22 protein-coding genes are annotated in these 22826 nt (G+C 42.1%); 15 read left to right on the forward strand and 7 right to left on the reverse strand.

Translation table 11 applies throughout. The annotated features are described in order from the left end of the window. The first annotated feature begins 489 nt into the window (after positions 1 to 489). The 4 genes from ACM5QX_RS02110 to ACM5QX_RS02125 all read left to right on the forward strand — a co-directional run bounded on the left by ACM5QX_RS02110 (position 490) and on the right by ACM5QX_RS02125 (position 5135). Positions 490 to 1011: an NYN domain-containing protein gene (locus tag ACM5QX_RS02110; protein WP_011318899.1), complete on the forward strand. Its 522-nt coding sequence runs from the start codon at positions 490 to 492 to the stop codon at positions 1009 to 1011. A gap of 90 nt (positions 1012 to 1101) precedes the next feature. After that, positions 1102 to 2697 carry a 2-isopropylmalate synthase gene (locus ACM5QX_RS02115; RefSeq protein ID WP_414752164.1) on the forward strand — a complete coding sequence of 532 codons (1596 nt, stop codon included), beginning with the start codon at positions 1102 to 1104 and terminating at the stop codon, positions 2695 to 2697. A gap of 68 nt (positions 2698 to 2765) precedes the next feature. Then, positions 2766 to 3623 carry a diaminopimelate epimerase gene (gene dapF, locus ACM5QX_RS02120; RefSeq protein WP_414752165.1) on the forward strand — a complete coding sequence of 286 codons (858 nt, stop codon included), beginning with the start codon at positions 2766 to 2768 and terminating at the stop codon, positions 3621 to 3623. A gap of 66 nt (positions 3624 to 3689) precedes the next feature. Beyond that, the gene (locus ACM5QX_RS02125; protein ID WP_414752166.1) at positions 3690 to 5135 is read left to right on the forward strand and encodes a RecQ family ATP-dependent DNA helicase; all 1446 of its coding nucleotides are present in this window, start codon (positions 3690 to 3692) and stop codon (positions 5133 to 5135) included. A gap of 1 nt (position 5136) precedes the next feature. Here the strand turns inward: ACM5QX_RS02125 and ACM5QX_RS02130 are convergent, their stop codons facing one another. Both ACM5QX_RS02130 and pheS read right to left on the reverse strand, forming a co-directional pair. Continuing rightward, on the reverse strand, positions 5137 to 5610 hold the full coding sequence (locus ACM5QX_RS02130) for a shikimate kinase (protein ID WP_414752167.1): 474 nt from the start codon (positions 5608 to 5610) through the stop codon (positions 5137 to 5139). A 187-nt stretch (positions 5611 to 5797) separates the two neighbouring features. Beyond that, entirely contained in the window at positions 5798 to 6790 is a 993-nt protein-coding gene (gene pheS / locus ACM5QX_RS02135; RefSeq protein ID WP_011318904.1) for a phenylalanine--tRNA ligase subunit alpha, read from the reverse strand. A gap of 225 nt (positions 6791 to 7015) precedes the next feature. Here pheS and surE point away from each other — a divergent pair, with 225 nt between their 5' ends. From surE to ACM5QX_RS02190, 11 genes are all read left to right on the forward strand, one after another. Next, the gene (gene surE / locus ACM5QX_RS02140) at positions 7016 to 7813 is read left to right on the forward strand and encodes a 5'/3'-nucleotidase SurE (RefSeq protein WP_414752168.1); all 798 of its coding nucleotides are present in this window, start codon (positions 7016 to 7018) and stop codon (positions 7811 to 7813) included. 448 nt (positions 7814 to 8261) lie between these two features. Next, complete coding sequence (locus ACM5QX_RS02145) at positions 8262 to 9158, forward strand: MBL fold metallo-hydrolase (protein ID WP_414752169.1); 897 nt, start codon at positions 8262 to 8264, stop codon at positions 9156 to 9158. A 159-nt stretch (positions 9159 to 9317) separates the two neighbouring features. Further along, the gene (locus tag ACM5QX_RS02150) at positions 9318 to 10376 is read left to right on the forward strand and encodes a bifunctional riboflavin kinase/FAD synthetase (protein WP_414752170.1); all 1059 of its coding nucleotides are present in this window, start codon (positions 9318 to 9320) and stop codon (positions 10374 to 10376) included. A 387-nt stretch (positions 10377 to 10763) separates the two neighbouring features. After that, positions 10764 to 11672 carry an AAA family ATPase gene (locus ACM5QX_RS02155; protein WP_414752171.1) on the forward strand — a complete coding sequence of 303 codons (909 nt, stop codon included), beginning with the start codon at positions 10764 to 10766 and terminating at the stop codon, positions 11670 to 11672. 53 nt (positions 11673 to 11725) lie between these two features. Next, a complete protein-coding gene (locus tag ACM5QX_RS02160; RefSeq protein ID WP_414752249.1) occupies positions 11726 to 11983 on the forward strand; it encodes a hypothetical protein in 258 nt (85 codons plus the stop codon). Continuing rightward, a complete protein-coding gene (locus ACM5QX_RS02165) occupies positions 11973 to 12332 on the forward strand; it encodes a type II toxin-antitoxin system RelE/ParE family toxin (protein WP_414752172.1) in 360 nt (119 codons plus the stop codon). The genes ACM5QX_RS02160 and ACM5QX_RS02165 overlap by 11 nt, the downstream gene beginning before the upstream one ends. A gap of 106 nt (positions 12333 to 12438) precedes the next feature. Then, positions 12439 to 12981 (forward strand): cytochrome C, encoded by a 543-nt coding sequence (locus tag ACM5QX_RS02170; protein ID WP_414752173.1) that lies wholly within the window; start codon positions 12439 to 12441, stop codon positions 12979 to 12981. 309 nt (positions 12982 to 13290) lie between these two features. Next, entirely contained in the window at positions 13291 to 16083 is a 2793-nt protein-coding gene (gene secA, locus ACM5QX_RS02175; RefSeq protein WP_414752174.1) for a preprotein translocase subunit SecA, read from the forward strand. Positions 16084 to 16210: 127 nt separating this feature from the next. Then, positions 16211 to 16831 (forward strand): Uma2 family endonuclease, encoded by a 621-nt coding sequence (locus ACM5QX_RS02180; RefSeq protein ID WP_414752175.1) that lies wholly within the window; start codon positions 16211 to 16213, stop codon positions 16829 to 16831. Positions 16832 to 16923: 92 nt separating this feature from the next. After that, positions 16924 to 18090 carry a pyridoxal phosphate-dependent aminotransferase gene (locus tag ACM5QX_RS02185; protein WP_414752176.1) on the forward strand — a complete coding sequence of 389 codons (1167 nt, stop codon included), beginning with the start codon at positions 16924 to 16926 and terminating at the stop codon, positions 18088 to 18090. Between the two features lie 163 nt (positions 18091 to 18253). Next, positions 18254 to 18832 (forward strand): Uma2 family endonuclease, encoded by a 579-nt coding sequence (locus ACM5QX_RS02190; RefSeq protein ID WP_414752177.1) that lies wholly within the window; start codon positions 18254 to 18256, stop codon positions 18830 to 18832. Between the two features lie 35 nt (positions 18833 to 18867). Here ACM5QX_RS02190 and ACM5QX_RS02195 read toward each other — a convergent pair whose 3' ends face one another. The 5 genes from ACM5QX_RS02195 to ACM5QX_RS02215 form a co-directional block, all read right to left on the reverse strand. Then, positions 18868 to 19248: a helix-turn-helix domain-containing protein gene (locus ACM5QX_RS02195; RefSeq protein ID WP_414752178.1), complete on the reverse strand. Its 381-nt coding sequence runs from the start codon at positions 19246 to 19248 to the stop codon at positions 18868 to 18870. Positions 19249 to 19260: 12 nt separating this feature from the next. Then, positions 19261 to 19554 carry a type II toxin-antitoxin system HigB family toxin gene (locus tag ACM5QX_RS02200; RefSeq protein ID WP_414752179.1) on the reverse strand — a complete coding sequence of 98 codons (294 nt, stop codon included), beginning with the start codon at positions 19552 to 19554 and terminating at the stop codon, positions 19261 to 19263. A 14-nt stretch (positions 19555 to 19568) separates the two neighbouring features. Continuing rightward, the gene (locus ACM5QX_RS02205; RefSeq protein WP_414752180.1) at positions 19569 to 20756 is read right to left on the reverse strand and encodes a tetratricopeptide repeat protein; all 1188 of its coding nucleotides are present in this window, start codon (positions 20754 to 20756) and stop codon (positions 19569 to 19571) included. 551 nt (positions 20757 to 21307) lie between these two features. Then, positions 21308 to 22318 carry a hypothetical protein gene (locus tag ACM5QX_RS02210; protein WP_414752181.1) on the reverse strand — a complete coding sequence of 337 codons (1011 nt, stop codon included), beginning with the start codon at positions 22316 to 22318 and terminating at the stop codon, positions 21308 to 21310. Between the two features lie 235 nt (positions 22319 to 22553). Next, positions 22554 to 22808 carry a hypothetical protein gene (locus tag ACM5QX_RS02215; protein ID WP_414752182.1) on the reverse strand — a complete coding sequence of 85 codons (255 nt, stop codon included), beginning with the start codon at positions 22806 to 22808 and terminating at the stop codon, positions 22554 to 22556. Positions 22809 to 22826 lie beyond the last annotated feature (18 nt).

Here is a 22826-nt window from a genome sequence, read left to right on the forward strand (position 1 = left end):
GCTGACTGGAAAAAATACTGTTAACCTAGCCTCTGTTGAGTAAACAATATTAGACCCTAGCTTCTCACCCCTAATTCTTGGCCTCTTACCTGCTACCTATACCGCTTATACAGAATTGGTATTTTTCGCTCAGCTTTATTGTTAATTGCACAATCGATATATGGTACTTCCCCAATCTCCTATCTTCAGACCTATGCCTTACCTCTTTAGAAGTAAACTTGATAGATGGATAGCAAACAATCCTGTTACTGTGCCGATTTTATTGGTAGATTTTGATTACAGGGTGTTTCTCATAGTGTTGGGAGTTAAAATGTTCAACAACCAGCAGATGAATTCCTATATTGTTCCTAATTTTAGACATTGAAAGAGGTAAGATAAAATCTATACATGAAAAGTTTCGCTAGAGCTATTAGTCAATTTATCAAATGAGAATTGCTATAATCTATTGTCCATTCTAAATTCTTTACTATATATTAGGTGTATTTTTCTATGGGTTCCCCAATGAATCGTCTGTCTATTTTTGTAGACGGAAACAATATGTTCTATGCTCAACAAAAAAATGGGTGGTTTTTTGATCCAAGACGGGTTTTAGAATACTTCAAAAACGAGCAATCAGAAACAACATTAATTAACGCATTTTGGTACACTGGGTTAAAAGACCCCCAAGATCAACGAGGTTTTCGAGATGCTCTCATTAGTTTAGGGTATACAGTTAGGACTAAAATACTCAAAGAATATTATGATGATTCGTCCGGTCGTTACTCACAAAAAGCTAATTTAGATATTGAAATTGTCGTTGATATGTTTAATACGGTAGACCAGTACGACCGAGTAGTTCTATTTAGTGGTGATGGTGATTTTGAAAGAGCAATTGAATTATTACGTTCAAAAAATACACACATCACAGTAGTATCAACAGAAGGAATGATAGCTAGGGAATTACGTAATGCTACGGATAGATATATAGACTTAAATGATATTAGAGACCGTATAGAAAAAGCAGAAGGTTAATATCCTTAGCAATTATTTACAAAATTAAAACTACAAAAACTTAGGTTCTAGATATTTTAAGCAAAACGTACAACTAAACAAATAGCCAAAATGACTACTAAACCAGAGAGAATTATCATTTTTGATACAACACTCCGTGACGGAGAACAGTGTCCGGGCGCAACACTGAACATAGATGAAAAGCTAGCGATCGCCAAACAGTTAGCCCGCTTAGGTGTAGATATCATAGAGGCAGGTTTCGCTTTTGCTAGCCCTGGGGATTTTGAAGCAGTCCATAAAATTGCCCAAACTGTAGGGACGGAAAATGGCCCGGTAATTTGCAGTTTGGCAAGAGCTAAGCATGATGATATCAAAGCGGCAGCCGAAGCGATTAAACCAGCAGCTAAAGGCAGGATTCACACCTTTATTGCTACTTCAGATATTCACCTCCAGTACAAGCTGAAAAAAACCAGACCAGAAGTGATTGCGATCGCCGAAGAAATGGTAGCTTATGCCAAAAGTTTCACCGATGATGTGGAATTTTCCCCGGAAGATGCTGGACGTTCAGACCCAGAATTTTTGTATCAGGTTTTAGAGCGAGCGATCGCCGCCGGTGCAACAACAATTAACATTCCCGATACTGTTGGTTACACCACACCAAGCGAATTTGGGGCAATAATTAAGGGCATTAAAGATAATGTCCCCAACATCGACCAAGCAATTATTTCTGTTCACGGACACAATGATTTAGGCTTGGCAGTTGCCAACTTCTTAGAAGCAGTCAAAAATGGCGCTAGACAATTAGAATGCACCATCAATGGTATTGGTGAAAGGGCAGGAAACGCCGCCTTAGAAGAATTGGTAATGGCGATGCACGTCCGCAGACAATACTTTAATCCCTTCTTAGGTAGACACCCAGATTCGGAAGAACCACTCACCAATATTGACACCAAGCAAATATATAAAACCTCACGCTTGGTTTCTAATTTAACAGGAATGTTAGTACAACCCAACAAGGCGATCGTTGGGGCTAACGCCTTTGCCCATGAATCAGGAATTCACCAAGATGGAGTTTTGAAAAATAAACTCACCTACGAAATCATGGATGCCCAATTGATTGGCTTAACAGACAATCAAATAGTTTTAGGCAAACATTCTGGGCGTAATGCTTTCCGTACCCGCTTGAAAGAATTAGGTTTTGAACTATCAGAAACCGAGTTAAATAAAGCCTTCGTCAAATTCAAAGAAGTCGCCGATAAAAAGAAAGAAATTTCTGATTGGGACTTGGAAGCAATTGTTAATGACGAAATCCAGCAAGCCCCTGATTTATTCCGGGTAGAGTTGGTACAAGTTTCCTGCGGTAGCAATGCACGTCCAACAGCAACAGTCACCCTCCGCACCCCAGACGGCGAAGAACTCACCGACGCAGCCATTGGTACAGGGCCAGTAGACGCGGTATATAAAGCAATTAACCGCGTGGTCAACGTCCCCAACCAATTAATTGAGTTCTCTGTACAGTCAGTCACAGCAGGGATAGATGCAATTGGGGAAGTGACAATTCGTTTGCGCTATGAATCACGCGTATTTTCCGGTCATGCAGCCAACACCGATATCATCGTCGCCTCTGCACAAGCCTACGTTAACGCTCTAAATCGTTTATACGCATCCTTGCAGACTCAAGACAAGCAAACAGAAGTAACAGCATAAAACTTAAAATAAACCCAACTCATTACAAGTTGGGTTTATTTATTTCTCCTAATTATTTACTTCAACGAATGAAGTTCTACAAATATCATGCTCTTGGTAACGATTATTTAGTTATCAATCCTCAGGATTTAAAATTTACCTTAACACCTGAAAAAATTAAAATAATTTGCCATCGGAATTTTGGCATTGGATCTGATGGTATTTTATTGGGGCCTTTAGCATCAACAAAAGCACAATTTGCTTTACGCATTTTCAACCCCGACGGAAGTGAAGCAGAGAAAAGCGGTAATGGACTGCGGATTTTCTCCCGTTACCTTTGGGATACGGGACTGGTTAACCAAAAGCAATTCTCAATTGAAACTGCGGGTGGAATAGTGGAATCTGTGATCAAAGATGCAGGTAAAACAGTCCAAGTAGAGATGGGGAAAGTCAGTTTTTGGAGTCGTGATATTCCAGTTGTTGGCGATGACAGAGAAGTAATTCAAGAAAAAATCTTTCTTGATGAAGGCATTTTTACATTTTGTGCAGCCACAATAGGTAATCCACACTGTGTAATTCTTTTAGATGACATCAATTCCGATATTGCCAGAAATTTTGGCCCAATATTTGAAGTTTTTCCTCTTTTCCCCAATCGCACTAATGTGCAGTTTATGAAAGTTTTAGATAGAAGCACTATTCAAATTGAAATTTGGGAAAGAGGAGCAGGTTACACTTTAGCTTCAGGTAGTAGTAGTAGTGCGGCGGCGGCTACTGCACATAAACTTGGTTTGTGTGACTCTGAAATTATTGTCAAAATGCCTGGGGGAGACATTTTAATTCAAATTAAAGATGATTTTCATATCTCTATGACTGCTTCTGTCACAAAAGTTGCCCAAGGAGAATTGTCAACAGAAATATTTGCCATAGAAACTGTCAGTAATATCTGAGAAAATTACTGAACCAATATCTAGATAGTAGAGTGTAAATTCAAAAATATTGCATCTACTACCTTCATGAATCCTCAGAAAATAAAGGCTTGGGAAGAAGTTCGGACTACTTTTAAAGAGATTTGGGGTTACGAAGATTTTCGTTCACCACAAGGGGAAATTGTTAGCAGTTTATTATCCCAAAAAGATGCACTAATTATTATGCCTACCGGGGGCGGTAAATCAATTTGTTTTCAATTACCTGCACTACTACAAACAGGTTTAACTTTGGTAGTTTCCCCGTTGGTGGCGTTGATGGAGAATCAAGTGCAAGAACTACTCCAACGCCAACAAAAAGCAGCACTATTGCATAGTGAGTTGTCCACATTTCAACGCCGCATAACTCTACAAGCATTAGAAAAACAACAGCTAAGATTATTATATTTATCTCCCGAAACTTTATTAAGTCCACCAGTTTGGGAAAGATTATGTCAGCCGCAAGTGCAAATAAATGGCCTAATTTTAGATGAAGCCCATTGTTTAGTGCAGTGGGGTGAAACATTTCGCCCGGCTTACCGCAGACTAGGGGCTGTTAGACCTGCATTGCTCAAACATAAACCACCAGGAACTAAAATCAGTATTGCTGCGTTTACGGCTACGGCTGACCCCTCTGCACAACAAACGATTCAAACAGTTTTACAATTACAGCAACCAGATATTTTTCGCCTCAATCCTTACCGTCCTAATTTGCATCCTACTGTCCGCATTGCTTGGACACCAAAGGGTAGGAAACAGCATTTAATCAAATTTATTCAAAATCGACCCCAACAAGCAGGATTAATTTACGTCCGCACCAGAAGAGATAGTGAAGATTTAGCTGTATGGCTGTCACAAATGGGTTACGCCACAGCTAGTTATCATGCTGGATTAGGCGCAGGAGAACGCCGGGAAGTAGAAGCCAAGTGGTTAGGCGAGAAAATTCCCTTTGTGGTGTGTACCTGCGCTTTTGGGATGGGGATTAACAAGCCAGATGTGCGCTGGGTTATCCATTATCACTCACCACACCTATTGTCTGAATATGTGCAAGAAATTGGTCGTGCGGGAAGGGATGGTAAACCAGCCGAGGCGCTGACATTGGTGAGTGAACCTACAGGGTGGCTAGACCCAGATGATAAACAAAGACAGCAGTTTTTTCAAGAGAAAATGCGATCGCAACAACAAAAAGCCCAGCAACTCATCAAAAAATTACCACAGCAAGGAGAAGTTAACGCCATCAGCAAACAATTTCCCGATAGTGCTGTAGCACTCGCTTTACTCCACAGCAGTGGTCAATTAAACTGGCTAGATCCTTTCAATTACAAAATAGAACACAAGGCCAAAAGTCAGCCATCAACACAATTGCAAGCTACTAAACAAATGACTCAATATTTAAATACTAAACAATGTCGCTGGCAATTTTTATTAAATGCTTTTGGGTTTGATAAAGAAGCAAATAACTGGCGTTGTGGACATTGCGATAATTGCCGAAATTAACTCATCCAGTAAGCTCATTCTTTTTGCCCTTAAATTTATCCCATAATGCGCGATGAGATGAATAACCAAATTCATCATTACGGGTTTCATATTGTTGAATCCAATTTTGAAGAAACTCAAAAGTTTTAGTTTGTTCTTCAGATGATTTGAACTTATGAGGTTCCCAAGGTCGATTGCTGTTGTTTTGTAAACATTTATCGATGCCAGGGTTGAGAAAATAGATTTCAGTAGCAAATTCTAGAGCAATTTCTATGAGGCTACTATAGCAGCCTTCAATTATCCAAGTATTATTATTTTGGATAAATTCTAGTAAATCTTTTGCTGCATCTGCATGAGAACGGCGTACAGCAATTTGATTTGGTTCCCATGCAATAGTATCGAGGTCGAGAATTGGAATACAAAGATTTTGTCCCAGCTTCTGTGCTAAAGTGCTTTTTCCCGAACCGGAATTGCCAAATATCAAAATGCGATTCATTATACACACAAAATAAATGATTTAGAGACGTTGCACGCAACGTCTTTACAGTACAGAATAAAGTGCATCTATGGCTACGCCAGGCAAGCTACATCAAGAAACAGTATAAGTTCTAATTATATTTTTAGAGGAGTTAAAAGTTGGAATTTAGATTAATTCCTAACTCTTAACTCTTGATTATGATTTTTTAAAACTGACGCAAAAACCGCAAATCACTAGCATATAAACGACGGATATCGTCGATTTGGTGTAACACCATTGCAAAGCGTTCGACACCGAAACCAGCTGCAAACCCAGTATAAATTTCTGGGTCATAACCTACGGATTTCATCACATTGGGATCAACCATACCGCAACCCATCACTTCCAACCAGCGCCCATTCCACTGCAAATCTACCTCAGCTGAGGGTTCAGTAAATGGGAAGTAACTGGCACGGAAGCGAATTGGTAAATCACCAAACATAGCTTGCAAGAACACTTTAATAGTGCCTTTGAGGTCGGTAAAAGTTAGTCCCTCATCAATAGCTAACAACTCAATTTGATGGAAAACTGCTGAGTGGGTAGCATCTACATTATCTCGCCGATAAACTCGCCCAGGAGCCACAATGTGAATTGGTGGTTCCTCTTTTTCCATATAACGAATTTGCACCGATGAGGTGTGAGTACGTAGGAGATTACCATCTGGGAGGTAGAAAGTATCCTGCATATCACGGGCGGGGTGGTCTGGTGGGGTGTTGAGAGCTTCAAAATTGTAGTAATCTGTCTCCATCTCTAACCCTTGCGCTACGGTGTAGCCCAAGCCCACAAAAACATCTAGCGCCCGGTCAATAATGCCATTTAGGGGGTGAATACGTCCTTGAGGCTTATAAATACCAGGCATAGTGACATCAAGGGTTTCCGCGTCAAGCTGTGCCTGAATTTGGGCAGATTCTAAAGATTCGCGTTGCTTGTCTAAACTAGCTTGTAGGGCTTCCTTAACAGTATTGGCGATCGCTCCAATTTTCGGTCGTTCCTCCGCACTCATCTGCCCCATGCTTCGCAACAAAGCCCCCAATTGCCCTTTCTTGCCCAGATAACTAACTCTGAGTTCCTCCAGACGTTCGAGGGTATCGGCGGCGGCGATCGCCTGTTCTCCTTCCTGCCGCAATGCTAAAAGTTGAGCTTCTAAGTTGCTAGTCATTAGTCAATAGTTATTAGTCAGTGGTCAGTAGTCAGTGGTCAGTAGCAAAAAATAAACAACTGACAAAGGACAATTAACATTAGCAATGTGGAATTAATGAGTCAACGCCACACTATCAAACCATACTTCTGTTTACCAGTTTAAAGGCGATCAGGCATAGGTGCTGAAAGTCAAAAGACGAAAATAGCTATTGACAACTGACAACTAACCACTGACAACTAAACTATGAAATTACTGATTAGCAATGATGACGGCATTTCCGCCTTAGGTATTCGTACTTTGGCTAACGCCTTAGCCGAGGCTGGCCATGATGTAACTGTAGTTTGTCCAGATAGGGAGCGATCGGCTACTGGTCATGGACTGACTTTACATCAACCGATTCGCGCCGAAATTGTCGAGTCAATTTTTCACCCCGCGATTAAAGCTTGGGCTTGTGATGGTACTCCCTCCGATTGCGTGAAACTGGCACTTTGGGCTTTATTGGATTCTCCCCCTGATTTAGTCCTCTCTGGGATTAATCAAGGTGCCAATTTAGGCACAGAAATTTTGTATTCTGGTACAGTTTCTGCGGCGATGGAAGGAATGATTGAAGGTGTTCCCAGCATCGCTTTTAGCCTAACTAGCCACATTTCCCGAAATTTTCAGCCTGCGGCAAAGTTTGCCACCATTCTAGTAGAGCAACTCGCTGCCAAACCCATACCAGATTTGATGTTACTCAACGTTAATATCCCCCCTGTGGAATGGGAAGAAATCGCCGGCGTTAAACTCACCCGTCAAGGGGTACGGCGCTACGTCGATGTTTTCGACAAGCGCACCGATCCTCGTGGCAAAACTTACTACTGGTTAACTGGGGAAGTTTTAGAGGAAGTGGAACCCCCAGAAGGTTTAAATCTGCCCCAAAATGTACCCATTGATGTTCATGCAGTCAAAGATAACTACATCAGCATCACCCCACTGCAATACAACCTCACCTATGCCAGTGCATTAGATAAATTATCGAATTGGAATTTTCCTCTGTCTTAAATAGGGGTGTAGGGGTTTAAGGGTATAGGGGTGTAGGGGTTTAAGGGTGTAGGGGTTAGTGAAATGATTATTCTCCCGTTAGTCTGAGCGTTATAACTCACTGCTTGGTAAAAAACATACACTTGCCAGTATCCCCAATCCCCAATCCCCAGTCCCCAATCCCCAGTACCCAATCCCCAGTACCCAATCCCCAATCCCCAGTGCAACACAGCAAAATTTAGGCTATAAAGTTATGAGCATTCTTGCTATTAGTGATACATAAATGCTGGGAATCATGAGGTAAACGCCTTGTATTACCTCACCTGGTTGACAACATCTACCGAAAACAAAGTATGCTGTTTTACCAACAACTCTATTCTCTATCTCCTACGGTAAAACAGTATAAATTTCACAAAACAAGTAACACACTTGTGAGTAAATAGACCGCTCAGTCCAGCAGAAAATACCCATGTCAAGGATAGAGAACCAATTTACTGTGCAATTTTGGGGAGTTCGTGGCAGCATCCCCTGTCCTGGTCCACATACAGTCCGCTATGGTGGTAATACACCTTGTGTTGAAATGCAGGTGGCAGGCAAACGTCTAATTTTTGATGGTGGTACAGGGTTACACGTTTTGGGGCAATCTTTATTGCGCCAAATGCCTATAGAAGCTTACCTGTTTTTCACTCATTCCCATTGGGATCATATGCAGGGTTTCCCCTTCTTTGTTCCTGGGTTTGTGAAAGGGAATAATTTTCATATTTACGGTGCGATCGCTCCTGATGGTTCCACTGTGGAACAACGGTTGAATGATCAAATGCTCCACCCTAATTTTCCCGTACCTTTGCAAATCATGCAAGCAAACCTGCATTTTCATGACGTGCAGCCAGGACTACCAATCCATATCAACGATATTACCGTCGAAACAGCAGCTCTCAACCATCCAGGTGAAGCCGTAGGCTATCGAGTTAACTGGCGTGGTGGTGCAGCCGTTTACATTACAGATACAGAACATTTTCCAGATAAATTGGATGAAAATGTCCTGAAGTTGGCTAAAAATGCAGATATTCTCATTTATGATTCCACCTATACCGATGAAGAATATCACTCTGCCAAATCGCCGAGAATTGGTTGGGGACATTCGACTTGGCAAGAAGCTGTCAAAATAGCAAAGGCCGCTAATGTCAAAACTTTAGTTATCTTCCACCATGATCCTGCCCATGATGATGATTTCTTAGATCAGATTGGCGCGCAAGCTTTTGCCCAGTTTTCTGGGGCAATTATGGCGCGGGAAGGCATGGTACTACAGGTTCCTGTGTCGGCGCCCTTATCAGAATCTTTTCCCGTTAGTAATGTTTCCGCGTAAAAGTTGCACTCGGAGTAATTGTAGATTTTAGATTAGATTGGTGATTAGGAACTGTCAGCGCCAGATTTTACCTGTAAGGTATTGTGCAACGAGCTGATAGTTAAATAAACCTCAAATCCCAAAATCCAAGTGCTAAATCTGTCTCAAAATGGGTGTTCTGTGTGGGTTGCTTCTACAACTGAAATGGTTCTCACGCCAACGGCTGTTGCTCTTGGTAAATTTGATGGAGTGCATCTTGGCCATCAAAGGGTCATTCAACCAGTTTTGCAGTCAACTAGGAGCGCACAAACATGGGGAGATGCACTAGACTCATCAGCCCAATCAGCGAACCCTCCAGCAGCACCACAAGAACGGATATACTCCACAGTTGTCACTTTTCGTCCTCATCCCCAAGAGTTTTTTACAGGACAAGCCCGTACTTGGTTAACTCCTCTAGATGAAAAAGTACAACAATTGCGATCGCTTGGGGTAGATCAACTAGTACTACTACCCTTTGACAAAGAATTAACTGCCTTGTCACCGGAAGAGTTTGTCGAAAAAATTCTTGTGCAACAACTACGCTGTCAACGAATTAGCGTCGGGCAAGATTTTTGTTTTGGCAAACAGCGCCGTGGTACTGCCAGGGACTTGCAGTTAATTGCAGCCAAATACCATATCCCTGTTAGCATAGTTCCTTTACAAACTTCTGATGGACAATTTCTGGAAGACGGCAACTGTGGTAGCTTTGAGTCTCTAGAAGATGCCCCTATTAGTACCTCATTAATTCGCCAAGCGCTAGAAACTGGCGATATCAAAACTGCCAATCGATTCTTAGGACGACCCTACATTCTCATGGGCGTAGTGGTTGAAGGCGAACAACTTGGTAGGACTATTGGCTTCCCTACAGCCAACCTGGAACTACCAAAAGATAAGTTTGTCCCCCGTCAAGGAGTTTACGCCGTCCGTGTCAAAATTCTCGGTGAGAGCGCAGATGCTAATGTACCACCGGAAATTTTGGGGGTGATGAATATTGGCAACCGCCCCACAGTTAATGGTACTTATTCATCGGTAGAAGTGCATCTTCTAGATTGGTCTGGGGATTTATATGGCAAGGAACTAGTAGTGCAGTTAGTGGAATTTCTGCGACCAGAACAAAAATTTCCGTCTCTAGAAGCCTTAAAAGCGCAAATTCAACAAGACTCCACTGTCGCTAGACAAATTTTGTCAAGGGAGAATTGAGAATAGGGGTGTGGGAGTTTAGGGGTGTAAGGGTTTAGGGATGTAGGGGTGTAGGGGTTTTTGAACATCTACACTTTAGTATTCTGAATATTTTTTATCTGGAAGTTCCTTATGGGTAGGTTCCACAGACCTTGGAAGTCAGAATTCAGAATAAATTTTAAATTTTGAATTTTGACTAGCCTAAGTGGGAACACTGTAAATACAGGAGTGGGGAATAAGGCATAGGTTATTCTCCATTCCAGTTTCTTATATGAGGAATGACACACGAAGAGTGGATTTGATTAGGAGTATAAGTTTTCACAACCCTTACACCCCTAAACCCTTACACCCTTACACCCCTCCTCTTGTATCAGTCCTGCCATACCCTAATCCCCGAACCTGTGGTGCATGAGAGAAAAAATTGACGCTTTAACCCAAAATCTGAACCGTACCATTGTTGGCAAAACCGAGGCTATCCGCTTAGTATTAGTGGCACTTTTAGGGGGTGGTCATGCCTTACTAGAAGATGTCCCTGGAGTTGGCAAAACTCTCTTGGCTAAATCCCTGGCACGTTCACTGGATGGTACATTTCAACGACTGCAATGCACCCCTGATTTACTACCCACGGATATTACTGGCACTAATATTTGGAACCCCAAAAGCGGCGAATTCAGTTTTATGCCTGGGCCGGTGTTTGCCAATGTTGTTTTAGCAGATGAAATCAACCGCGCCACACCCCGCACTCAATCGGCTTTGTTGGAAGTGATGGAAGAACAACAAGTAACTGTTGATGGAGTTTCCCGCCTAGTCCCCCATCCTTTTTTTGTGATTGCTACACAAAACCCTGTTGAGTATCAGGGTACATTCCCTTTACCAGAAGCTCAAATGGACAGGTTTATGTTGTCCTTAAGCTTGGGTTATCCTGGTGTGGATGAAGAACTAGAAATGTTGCAAAATCTCCAACATGGTATCAAGGTTGGTGATTTACAGCCTTGTCTGACTTTGGCAGAGGTGGCAGAGTTACGAGAAATATGTTCCCAAATCAAAGTAGAAACTGTTTTACAGCAATATATCTTGGAATTAGTCAGGTCTACACGCCAAGATGAGGAAATTACCCTCGGTGTCAGTCCACGGGGTACGGTAGCTTTACACAAAGCCACCCAAGCATTAGCTTTCTTATTAGGGCGTGATTATGCCATTCCTGATGATGTGAAATTTCTCGCTCCTCATGTCCTGTGCCATCGTCTAATTGCCAGGGGTGGACGTAGTGCTAGAAGTATAGTTGATAGGTTATTGCGATCGCTACCTATTCCTTAATTTACTGGAATTTGCTCGTGCTAGGATCGCCTACAAAACAAGGTAGAAAACAAATGAAGGCGATCGAAGTTACTGGCACAATTGATTCTCAGGGAAATCTAATTCTAGACCAGCCAATTCAGGGAACAACTTACCCTCATCAGGTGCGAGTAATTGTCTTGATTCCGGAACAGGCGCAAGCAGAAGAAGCTGACCCTGATGATACACCAGTTGAGGAAATTAAAGCCAGCTTGCGGAGAGCCTTACAGCAAGCTAAAGAAGGAAAACGCATACCCCTATCCCAAATGTGGGAGGGAATTGATGCCGAATGAGCAGCCATTGGTGTTAATAGATTTAACGCTTGAATATAAACAAAACTTGCGCGACCTTGCCAAAAGATTTCGCAATATTCGCTCTGATGTTCAACCGATTATCGAACAATTACAACAAGGTAACTTTGTCGGAGATAGGATTGGGGGCATTGGTGAGGAGAATGTTGTTTACAAGGCGAGAGTCCGCAACACTAATATCCAAAAAGGTAAGAGTGCTGGATATCGATTAATTTATCAACTAGAATCACCGACAAGTATTTTGCTACTCACAATTTATTCCAAGTCTGACCGAGAAGATATTGGTGCTATTGAAATTCGAGATATCATAGCTGATTTTTATAGTGAGTAAATTTAACGCTCACATTTGAAGATACTCACAACCACTCATTACTGTCTTAAGTACGTCTTATGATAGAGCTACAAGTGCCACATCTACGTATTTGGGAATGTGAGGAATGTCAAATCTGGTTAAACGCAAAGCCCGTACTCGTTCACTCAACCGCCGACCTCTGGGTTTAATTTTCATTATCCTGGCATGGAGTCTGGCTATGGGTTGGTTACTAGCCTTGGCAACCAGCGCCCACAGTGCTACACCTACAGCAGAAATTGGCACTGTTGACGTAATTCCCCCAGGACAACAACTGGGACAAGAACTATATTTAGAAAATTGTGCTACTTGCCACATTGGTTTACCACCGGCTGTTTTACCTAGTCAAACTTGGCGGAATCTCCTACAAGACTCACAGCATTATGGTGTACAAATCAAGCCTTTAATTGATCCACCACGGACTTTGGTCTGGCGGTATCTTTCTACCTTTTCCCGTTCCCAGCTACCAGACGAAGAAACTCCCTATCGCGTCAGAAATTCTCGTTATTTTAAAGCTTTACACCCTAAAGTCGATTTACCTCGACCTGTGCAGATAAATGGTTGTGTCAGTTGTCACCCTAGTGCTAGTGAGTATAATTTCCGTCGCCTGAGTGCAGAATGGGAGAAGTAGGAGTGGGTAACTAGCAGAGAATTTGAACTCAGAAACTCATTACTTCCCCATCGGATATTGCTACTTAGCAAGGATCGGCGTTCTCTGCCTCATCGGAAGGTGAAATGATACTATTAGAACAGTCTCAATTTTAAACTGCGATATAAAAGCGCTCGTTTAGTAAACTGACTAAATCAACATTTTTGTTGTTGAGTTAATTTTCATTTCATCCCCATCCATCACCAAAATGTTTGGGTAGGGTTAAATTCTTATAATCAATAGCCAAATCCCTCTAATTCCCATCCCTTCGATTTAGTTCTATAACTTGCCATGCTAAAACTCTTGTTGGGCGACCCCAACGCTCGTAAGCTCAAAAAATACCAACCCTACATTACAGAAATTAATCTCTTGGAAGAGGACATTAAAGTCCTCTCTGATGAAGATTTAAAAGGTAAAACAGCAGAGTTTAAACAGCGACTTGCCAAAGGCGAAACTTTGGATGATATCTTGCCAGAAGCCTTTGCTGTGGTAAGAGAGGCAGGACGGCGAGTCTTAGGGTTGCGGCATTTTGATGTCCAGATGTTAGGCGGCGTGATTCTGCATAGTGGACAAATCGCAGAAATGAAAACCGGTGAAGGTAAAACCTTGGTGGCTACCTTACCGAGTTATTTAAATGCTTTGACTGGTAAGGGTGTACACGTAATCACCGTGAACGATTACCTGGCTCGTCGGGACGCAGAATGGATGGGACAGGTGCATCGCTTTCTGGGTTTGAGTGTCGGGCTGATTCAATCCAGCATGACTCCCAGTGAACGCCAGAAAAACTACGAGTGTGATATCACTTACGTTACCAACAGTGAAGTTGGTTTTGACTACCTGCGGGATAACATGGCTACATCAATGGCTGATGTGGTACAGCGTCCTTTTAACTATTGCGTCATTGACGAAGTAGATTCGATTTTAGTTGATGAAGCACGGACACCTCTCATTATTTCCGGCCAGGTAGAAAGACCTACAGAAAAATATGTCCAAGCGGCGGAAATTGCTCTGACTCTGCAAAAAGATGAGCATTATGACGTAGATGAAAAAGCTCGTAACGTACTGCTAACAGATGAGGGTTTTGCACAAGCAGAAGAACTGTTAGGAGTAACTGATTTATTTGACCCAGAAGACCCTTGGGCGCACTTTGTTTTCAATGCGATTAAAGCCAAAGAACTGTTCCTCAAGGACGTTAATTATATCGTCCGTAATGGGGAAGTTGTGATTGTGGATGAATTTACCGGACGGGTGTTACCTGGAAGACGTTGGAGTGATGGTTTACACCAAGCCATTGAAGCCAAAGAACACGTAGATATTCAACCAGAAACTCAAACTTTAGCGACAATTACTTATCAAAACTTATTCTTGTTGTATCCCAAATTAGGTGGGATGACAGGAACAGCTAAGACAGAAGAAGCTGAGTTTGAAAGAATTTACAAATTAGAAGTCACGATTATTCCCACTAACAGAATTAGAAGACGGGAAGACTTGTCTGACTTAGTATTTAAAAAAGAAATTGGCAAATGGCAGGCGATCGCGCGAGAATGTGCGGAGATGCACGAACTTGGTAGACCTGTGTTAGTAGGGACTACCAGTGTGGAAAAATCAGAATATCTCAGTCAACTACTGAGAGAACAAGGTATCCCCCACGAATTGCTCAACGCTCGTCCAGAAAACGTAGAACGGGAAGCCGAAATTGTTGCCCAAGCTGGACGCAGGGGTGCTGTCACCATCGCCACCAACATGGCAGGACGGGGTACAGATATTATCCTTGGTGGTAACTCTGAATACATGGCGCGGTTGAAATTGCGGGAATATTTTATGCCGCGCATTGTCCGACCAGATGACGAAGATGTGTTTGGTGTCCAAAGGGCGGCAGGATTACCCACAGGACATGGCGCGGGTCAAGGCTTTGTTCCTGGAAAGAAAGTCAAGACTTGGAAGGCTTCGCCAGAGATTTTCCCCACGCAACTTTCTAAAGAAGCAGAACAACTCCTGAAAGAAGCAGTTGATTTTGCCGTGCGGGAATATGGCGATCGCTCTTTACCAGAATTGGAAGCAGAAGATAAAGTAGCAGTAGCCGCCGAAAAAGCCCCTACGAACGACCCGGTAATTCAGAAACTGCGGGACGCTTACAAACGAATTAAGCAGGAGTATGAAGAGTTTACCAGCACCGAACATGATGAGGTAGTCTCACGGGGTGGTTTACACGTAATTGGTACGGAACGCCACGAATCACGGCGGATTGATAACCAGTTGCGGGGACGGGCTGGACGACAAGGCGACCCTGGTTCGACAAGATTCTTCCTCAGTTTAGAGGATAACTTATTGCGGATTTTCGGAGGCGATCGCGTTGCTGGCTTAATGGAAGCCTTCAATGTAGAAGATGATATGCCTATTGAGTCGGGAATGCTTACCCGCAGTTTGGAAGGCGCACAAAGAAAAGTCGAAACCTATTACTACGACATCCGTAAACAAGTATTTGAGTACGACGAGGTCATGAATAACCAACGTCGCGCCATCTACGCGGAACGTCGTCGGGTTCTGGAAGGTCAAGACCTGAAAGAACAGGTGATTAAGTATGCCGAAAAGACGATGGACGAAATCGTTGACTACTACATCAACGTTGATTTGCCCTCGGAAGAGTGGGAATTAGATAAATTGGTGGAAAAGGTCAAAGAGTTTGTTTATCTGTTATCTGATATGCAGGCGAGTCAATTGGAAGATATGGGCGTGAGTGAGATTAAGGCGTTCCTCCATGAACAGGTACGCATTGCTTACGACCTCAAGGAAGCCCAAATTGACCAAATTCAGCCAGGATTGATGCGTCAAGCTGAACGCTTCTTTATCTTGCAGCGTATTGATACTTTGTGGCGGGAACACTTGCAACAAATGGATGCTTTGCGCGAGTCTGTTGGTTTGCGTGGTTACGGGCAGAAAGACCCGCTTATTGAGTATAAGAGTGAGGGTTATGAGTTGTTCTTGGATATGATGGTGAATATCCGCCGGGATGTGGTTTATTCGCTGTTTATGTTCCAGCCTCAGCCCCAGCCGGTTGTGCAAACTTCTTCGGAGATGGTTTAAGGGAGTGAGTTAACACAGAGGTATATGATTACCTCTGTGTTTTTGAACGCAGAGGGGCGCTGAGGTGATCGCAGAGGGGCGCTGAGATTTAAGAATAATTTTGTGTGGTTAGCAGAAGGGTAAATTTATGACTCAAGCCTTAACCAAACAAGTAATCTTTGACGAATTTATTGATTGGTTGCCAGAAAACTCAGAGGGACGCTACGAACTGCATGATGGGGTGATAGTCGAAATGCCAAAGCCAAGCGGGAAGCATTCTAATGTTACAGGCTTCCTGATAGAAGAATTATTTCTCAACATCATCCAAATAGGGAAACGCGGTATTTGGACTATTCCCAGAGAGTCGATTGTTAAGCCTAAGGGTGAGTCTGGTTATGAACCCGACATCATTATTTTAGATCAAGAGGCGTTAAGCAAGGAACCCCGGTGGGAGCGTGAGTCCATCATTGAGAATCCAGCAAGTGTGAAGTTAATTGTTGAAGTTGTCAGCACTAACTGGCGTGATGATTATTACAAAAAACGTGCTGATTATGAGGAGATGGGTATTCCTGAATACTGGATTGTAGACTATGCAGGGTTAGGTGGACGAGCTTTTATTGGCAACCCTAAGCAACCAACTATCTCAGTAAATTACCTAATTGAAGGTGAGTACCAAGTGAGTCAGTTTCGTCAAGGGGAACGTATTCAATCGCCGACATTCCCGGAGTTGGATTTAACTGCTGACCAAATTTTTCGGGTGGGACGATAAGCTGATGTTGGGAAAGTCCAAGGTGAGGGGACAGCAAGCAGGGAATCTGGGCTATTCTTAAATAGGTACGAGATTTGCCGAAGTAAGTAAGAATGAAACTGGCAGCAAGAGTAAGTCAGGTAACACCTTCGTTAACCTTAGCGATCGCAGCGAAAGCTAAGGCCATGAAGGCAGAGGGTATAGACGTTTGTAGTTTTAGCGCTGGTGAACCCGATTTTGATACCCCAGCGCATATCAAAGCAGCAGCCGCCAAGGCTTTGGATGAAGGCAAAACCAAGTATGGTGCAGCAGCTGGAGAACCAAAGTTAAGGGAAGCGATCGCCCACAAGTTGCAAAAGGATAATCATCTGGATTACAAGCCAGAGAATGTCATTGTCACTAATGGCGGTAAGCATTCGCTTTACAACTTGATCGTGGCACTGATTGATCCAGGCGATGAGGTAATTATTCCTGCGCCCTATTGGCTGAGTTATCCCGAAATGGTGACTCTGGTAGGTGGGAAATCGGTAATTGTTCCCACAGATGCTTCCACTGGTTATAAAATTACCCCCGAACAACTGCGAAAAGCTATTACCCCCAAAACCAAGCTATTTGTCCTCAACTCGCCATCTAACCCCACAGGGATGGTGTATACACCAGAGGAAATCAAAGCTTTGGCTGAGGTAGTAGTTGATGCAGATATCTATGTTGTGTCTGATGAGATTTACGAAAAAATTCTCTATGATGGCGCGCAGCATATCAGTATCGGTTCGCTAGGGAAGGAAATTTTTAACCGCACTTTGATTAGTAACGGCTTTGCAAAAGCTTATTCTATGACAGGGTGGCGCTTGGGGTATTTAGCCGGGCCAGTGGACATTATCAAGGCTGCTAGTTCCATTCAAGGGCATAGTACATCGAATGTGTGTACCTTTGCTCAATATGGGGCGATCGCTGCTTTGGAAGATTCCCAAGACTGTGTGGAAGAAATGCGCCAAGCTTTCGCTAAACGTCGTCAGGTAATGCTAGATCGACTCAACGCCATTCCCGGCTTGAGTACTGCAAAACCAGACGGTGCATTTTATCTGTTTCCAGATATCAGCAAAACCGGTTTGAAATCCCTCGAATTTTGTGATGCTTTGATTGAAGAACACAAGGTTGCAGTGATTCCAGGGATAGCTTTTGGTGCTGATGACAACATCCGCCTCTCCTACGCCACCGATTTGGCAACAATTGAGAAAGGTTTGGATCGGTTAGAGAAGTTTGTCCGTTCTCGCATTTAGTGAATCATCGGGTGTCAGCTACTGTCAAGTCAAAAATATCATACATCTTCTTATAGGGTGGGCATCTTGCCTACCCTAAATATTTGGGAGTTTTATTGTGGTGTGGAACATAATGAATATAGATTTGTAGTCTAGTCAGCGAATAAAAACGGAAAATATTCCTATGACAGCGCTTACATTAAATCTCGATTCTGTCATTAAATTGACAAGAGAACAGTTTTATAAATTGTGTATAGAAAACCCTGATTTAAAATTAGAACGCAATGCCCAGGGAGAATTAATTATCATGCCACCGACAGGAGGAGAAACAGGGAGAAGTAATGTTAATTTAATTCTGCAAGTAGCATCATGGAATGAAATAAATCATGGGGGTGAAGTTTTTGATTCATCTACCGGATTTACTTTACCCAACGGTGCTGATCGTTCTCCTGATGTTTCTTGGGTAGAAAAGTCTCGTTGGGAAGCGTTAACTAAAGAACAAAGAGAAAAATTTATTCCTTTGTGTCCTGATTTTGTCATTGAAATAATGTCACCATCCGACAGTTTAAAAAAAGTTCAAGACAAAATGTATGAATATATGTTAAATGGATGTAGATTGGGTTGGTTGATTAACCGAAAAAAACAGGAAGTAGAAATTTATCACCCAGAACGGGAAGTAGAGGTTTTGACATTACCTCAAACGCTTTCTGGTGAAGATGTTTTATCTGGGTTTGTACTCAATCTGCAACGAATTTGGGAATAACATTAACAACTAATAACTAACACGCATTCACGGAATCAAGCTGAATTTTCCATCAAGGAGTATGGTTGAATTAAAACCTCTGCTGGAATCCCTAATTGTTGATGTAAACGCCGAATTATTTCCAAAGTTAACGCCTGTCTACGATGTAAAATGTTGCTAATTTCTGTTTTGCTGCCAATGACAGGCTCTAAATCATTTACAGATAACCCACGGGATTCAAGATAATATAAGATTGCTTCAATAGGATCTGGTGCTGCAATTGGGTAATGTTTTTGTTCGTAGGCTTCCACAAGTGTAGTTAATACTTCCAACTTGTCAGACTCTGGTGTATTTAATTCTGAATCGAACAATCTTGCAATTTCATCAAGCGCCGCACGATAATCAGCTTCATTACGAATCGGACGGGGTTCCAGCATAATATTACTGCCTCAAATACTTGTTGCATCTACGTTATCGTATTCTTTATGTGTTCCCAGAAAACGAATAAAAATAATTCCAATGTCATAACGGATGTGAACAATTAAGCGGTAATCATTGCCTTTGATATTAAAAACCACTCGATTATTCGCAATAATACTAGCATTACGATAGGTGCTTTTAATATCTGCTGGACTATCCCATTCTGCACGAGACGCTTCATCAAACGAAGCTTTTAATGGCTGTTCAGCATCGGGATACGCTTCCCAAAACTTTCGTAATGTGCTGCGGGCAATGATTCGCATAATACTAGTATTTCCTAAACTAAGCCCATTTCTCGCAAGCCTTGACGCAGCCTCATCGCTTCTTCTGGGTTGTCTTGTTCATGGAGAATAATGGCATTTTTAAAAGCTGTTTTACTAGCTAAGACATTGCCAACTTTTAACTGTACTACTCCTAAATTTTGATAAGCTTCTGCATAGTTTGGTTTTAATTTAATGGCTTTTTGATAACAGGCGATCGCCTCTGTAAATAAACCCATTGCTTTGCAAATCATCCCCAAGTTATAATGTCCGGTGGCAAAGTTGGTATCAATTTTCAAAGCAGTTTCGTAAGCTTTTTTTGCCCCATTTAAATCTCCAGCAGCTTTTAGTAAGCTACCTAAATTGTTATATGCTCCTAACTTGAGCATGGGGTAAATTGGTAATTTGATGGCAGTTTGGTAGTGATAAATTGCCTGTTGGGGATTCTTTAACCGATTGTAGGCAATACCTAAATGATAGTGGAGTTCATACAAAATTTCGTACTCTTCTTGACAAGCGTTGATACCTCGCTTTAATAATTCCATTCCTTTGTCAATCTTCCCCGTTTCTACATATAAAGCCCCTAACTTACTGCAAACATAAGGATCATGGGGATGGGTAGCGAGAAACCCTTCCATTGTTGTTTGGGCTTTGGCATATTTGTTATTTTGAGCGATCGCACTTTTTTGATAACCTGCATGAAGAATCCCTACTCCTTGTAAATAACCAATTTGCCATTGGGGTTCCTTCTGGAGAATTGCCGAAACACTATCATCTACTAAAGCATGGTAGGGACGCTCAAAGCGAATTTCTGGATGGTTGCGAAATAGGCGCGACACCAGAGAGTAGGGAGATTGTTCTGCGCCTACTTCTTGACGCATGAGATTGACAAGTAAATATTCTTCACTGGCGATCGCATTTTTTAAATGTGGGACAATTGCTGGTGTAAGAGTTTCATCCGCATCTAAAACTAATACCCAATCACCAGTGACATATTTTAGGGCAGTATTGCGGGCTATGCTGAAATCGTTACACCAAACAAAATCATAAACCTCAGCCCCAAATTGTCTGGCAATATGGGGAGTACCATCTTGAGAACCTGTATCTAAAACTACAATTTCATTTACTACATTTACGACACTACTCAAACACTTTGGTAGTGCCGTCGCCTCATTTTTGACAATCATACATAGACTAAGTTTCATATTGGCGAATCATTATAGTTTTTCATGTATTTTCTCAATCATCACATCAAGGCTTTATTTTATTGACAAATATTAGGAATGATGTTAGAAAATTTTGACTAATTAGCTGAGAGCAAAATTTGCTCATAAAGGGATTAATTTGAGATTTGTTGTGGCAATTTCATAGCACCTACACATCATCCACATATTTTATTCACAATACTGGATGAAATTAACTGGTGATAGTTGATGATTCGTTACAAATACTGTGGCGATGACGTTTTGCTTGAGAGAAAGATTTTTGGGGTTGCGTGAATGCAGGATGAATCAGCTAAATTACAGGTCATACCAATTCTCTAGGAAGTAGAGACGTTGCATGCAACGTCTCTACAGTACAAAATAAAGTGCATCTATGGCTACGCCAGGCAAGCTACATCAAGAAACGGCATAACACACCTTATATTAGTAGTTATGCAATTGAGACACGTAAGCTTCCCGTAGGGTATTTTGAAGTGTTAACTGGAAGCCTTTAACCACGCAGACAAACTTGCATAACACAATTCAGATGAGGTTCATGGTATTGTGTTCACCGTGACTTTTAATCTATCTACTAATACCTGACCTTTTGTGATACCAGCAGCCCGCCAGTAAAGCCTTAAACCAGACAATTGAGTGAAGTATTGATAAAAAGGAGCAGTACTACTTTGCGGTAAAAACATTATCGCTTCACGAGTAAAATTACCACTTCCATTCGCATCGCGCCATAGTTCTTGTGTATTTGGTGTGACTACATAGCGAAAAGTCTGCCAATTTGTCGAGGCTAACCCAGTAGCTGAACGCGACCAGCTATTAGCCGGAAAGGGAGAACCTTGACCGGGAACACCACCGCCAGCACTTTGGATAAACCCTGGTAACCACCAGTCAGGAATAGTATCATTATTGGCATCAAATTTTTCGTATTCTCCCGATGCAGACATTCCCCCACCGTATTGAAGCATGGCGAAAGAAGCCGCATTATTTCCAGAACGAATACGGGCATGGTAAGCTGGTTGCGCCCATATGTTAGGCGTACTGAAGTCCTGGTATTTACTGTTAGGAGTGAGATTGAGTCCACCTATAGGATAGTTGTGATTTAGGATAACTAAAAATCGTCCCCCTTCACCAGAACTAGTATTACTCAACTCCATCCATTTGACGCGAAACTCTACGGTAACTACACGAGTAGCATGATTAATTGGTTGGGGAAATTGCCAGTCTAAAGCAGAAAATCCTTTTAAGCCTGTAAGGTTGGTGTAATTGCTACTTAAGCCATTAATCAAGATATTAGCAGCGCTATGGGTTGTGCCATCAGCAATACCCACAGCTTTATTACCGCCGCCAATATCAAAAATTTGAAAAGCAGAAGTACCAACTGGATGACCACCCCAAGAGATACTGGTACTTAAGTCTTTCCAATTTCTTATGTGACTGAAGTTCTCATTAATTAGGGTAGTTGTAGATGCTATTACTGGTTTGGCTTCCATAATTGAGACTAGGGTAGTTAATCCCGCCAAACAGCCTAAAACAATTCTCGGTAGTTGCATAAAGTCGCTCTTATTCTAGCGCCACAAGTGTAAGCGTCAGAACTTGGAGCGTCTATAGTAATCATATGGAATTTGTGGGAGCTAGTCAGAAAATATAGCTGGGGACTGGGGACTGGGGACTGGGGATTGGGTGAAAGGTCTTGTTGTGTCTAGGTTGTATCATCTATTGATGTCCTAACACTACTGGTAACAGTTAGACTACCGTAGATCAGAAAAATTATCGAAAAAGACTGACTTAAGAGCGATTTTGCCTGATGACCAAACCACCAGCAAATGCACCTAATATCGCACCTGTCCAAACTCCAGTTGTACTACCTTGCCAAGTTGCTCCTGGGGTTATCCAAACGTTACATAATTCTTTTATGCCCCAATTTTGATTTTGACACCTCTGACTATGTAACATTAAGGTGATTTGACTACCAATGTTCCCGCCGAGAAATCCTGATGATAGTGCTAGAACAGTACAGATTAAGATTTTATTTTTGACCATTTGTTCAGTTGTCAGTTG

This window comes from Anabaena sp. CCY 9910 (assembly GCF_963920875.1).
GTDB classification, from domain to species: domain Bacteria; phylum Cyanobacteriota; class Cyanobacteriia; order Cyanobacteriales; family Nostocaceae; genus Trichormus; species Trichormus variabilis.

Coding starts and splice junctions, on each gene's coding strand:
- ACM5QX_RS02210 (WP_414752181.1), bottom strand. CDS start 22,318: ATGCAACTACCGAGAATTGTTTTAGGCTGTTTGGCGGGATTAACTACC.
- ACM5QX_RS02145 (WP_414752169.1), top strand. CDS start 8,262: ATGTCAAGGATAGAGAACCAATTTACTGTGCAATTTTGGGGAGTTCGT.
- ACM5QX_RS02165 (WP_414752172.1), top strand. CDS start 11,973: ATGCCGAATGAGCAGCCATTGGTGTTAATAGATTTAACGCTTGAATAT.
- ACM5QX_RS02110 (WP_011318899.1), top strand. CDS start 490: ATGGGTTCCCCAATGAATCGTCTGTCTATTTTTGTAGACGGAAACAAT.
- surE (WP_414752168.1), top strand. CDS start 7,016: ATGAAATTACTGATTAGCAATGATGACGGCATTTCCGCCTTAGGTATT.
- secA (WP_414752174.1), top strand. CDS start 13,291: ATGCTAAAACTCTTGTTGGGCGACCCCAACGCTCGTAAGCTCAAAAAA.
- ACM5QX_RS02125 (WP_414752166.1), top strand. CDS start 3,690: ATGAATCCTCAGAAAATAAAGGCTTGGGAAGAAGTTCGGACTACTTTT.
- dapF (WP_414752165.1), top strand. CDS start 2,766: ATGAAGTTCTACAAATATCATGCTCTTGGTAACGATTATTTAGTTATC.
- ACM5QX_RS02115 (WP_414752164.1), top strand. CDS start 1,102: ATGACTACTAAACCAGAGAGAATTATCATTTTTGATACAACACTCCGT.
- ACM5QX_RS02180 (WP_414752175.1), top strand. CDS start 16,211: ATGACTCAAGCCTTAACCAAACAAGTAATCTTTGACGAATTTATTGAT.
- ACM5QX_RS02190 (WP_414752177.1), top strand. CDS start 18,254: ATGACAGCGCTTACATTAAATCTCGATTCTGTCATTAAATTGACAAGA.
- ACM5QX_RS02160 (WP_414752249.1), top strand. CDS start 11,726: ATGAAGGCGATCGAAGTTACTGGCACAATTGATTCTCAGGGAAATCTA.
- ACM5QX_RS02130 (WP_414752167.1), bottom strand. CDS start 5,610: ATGAATCGCATTTTGATATTTGGCAATTCCGGTTCGGGAAAAAGCACT.
- ACM5QX_RS02185 (WP_414752176.1), top strand. CDS start 16,924: ATGAAACTGGCAGCAAGAGTAAGTCAGGTAACACCTTCGTTAACCTTA.
- ACM5QX_RS02200 (WP_414752179.1), bottom strand. CDS start 19,554: ATGCGAATCATTGCCCGCAGCACATTACGAAAGTTTTGGGAAGCGTAT.
- ACM5QX_RS02215 (WP_414752182.1), bottom strand. CDS start 22,808: ATGGTCAAAAATAAAATCTTAATCTGTACTGTTCTAGCACTATCATCA.
- ACM5QX_RS02170 (WP_414752173.1), top strand. CDS start 12,439: ATGTCAAATCTGGTTAAACGCAAAGCCCGTACTCGTTCACTCAACCGC.
- ACM5QX_RS02155 (WP_414752171.1), top strand. CDS start 10,764: ATGAGAGAAAAAATTGACGCTTTAACCCAAAATCTGAACCGTACCATT.
- pheS (WP_011318904.1), bottom strand. CDS start 6,790: ATGACTAGCAACTTAGAAGCTCAACTTTTAGCATTGCGGCAGGAAGGA.
- ACM5QX_RS02205 (WP_414752180.1), bottom strand. CDS start 20,756: ATGAAACTTAGTCTATGTATGATTGTCAAAAATGAGGCGACGGCACTA.
- ACM5QX_RS02195 (WP_414752178.1), bottom strand. CDS start 19,248: ATGCTGGAACCCCGTCCGATTCGTAATGAAGCTGATTATCGTGCGGCG.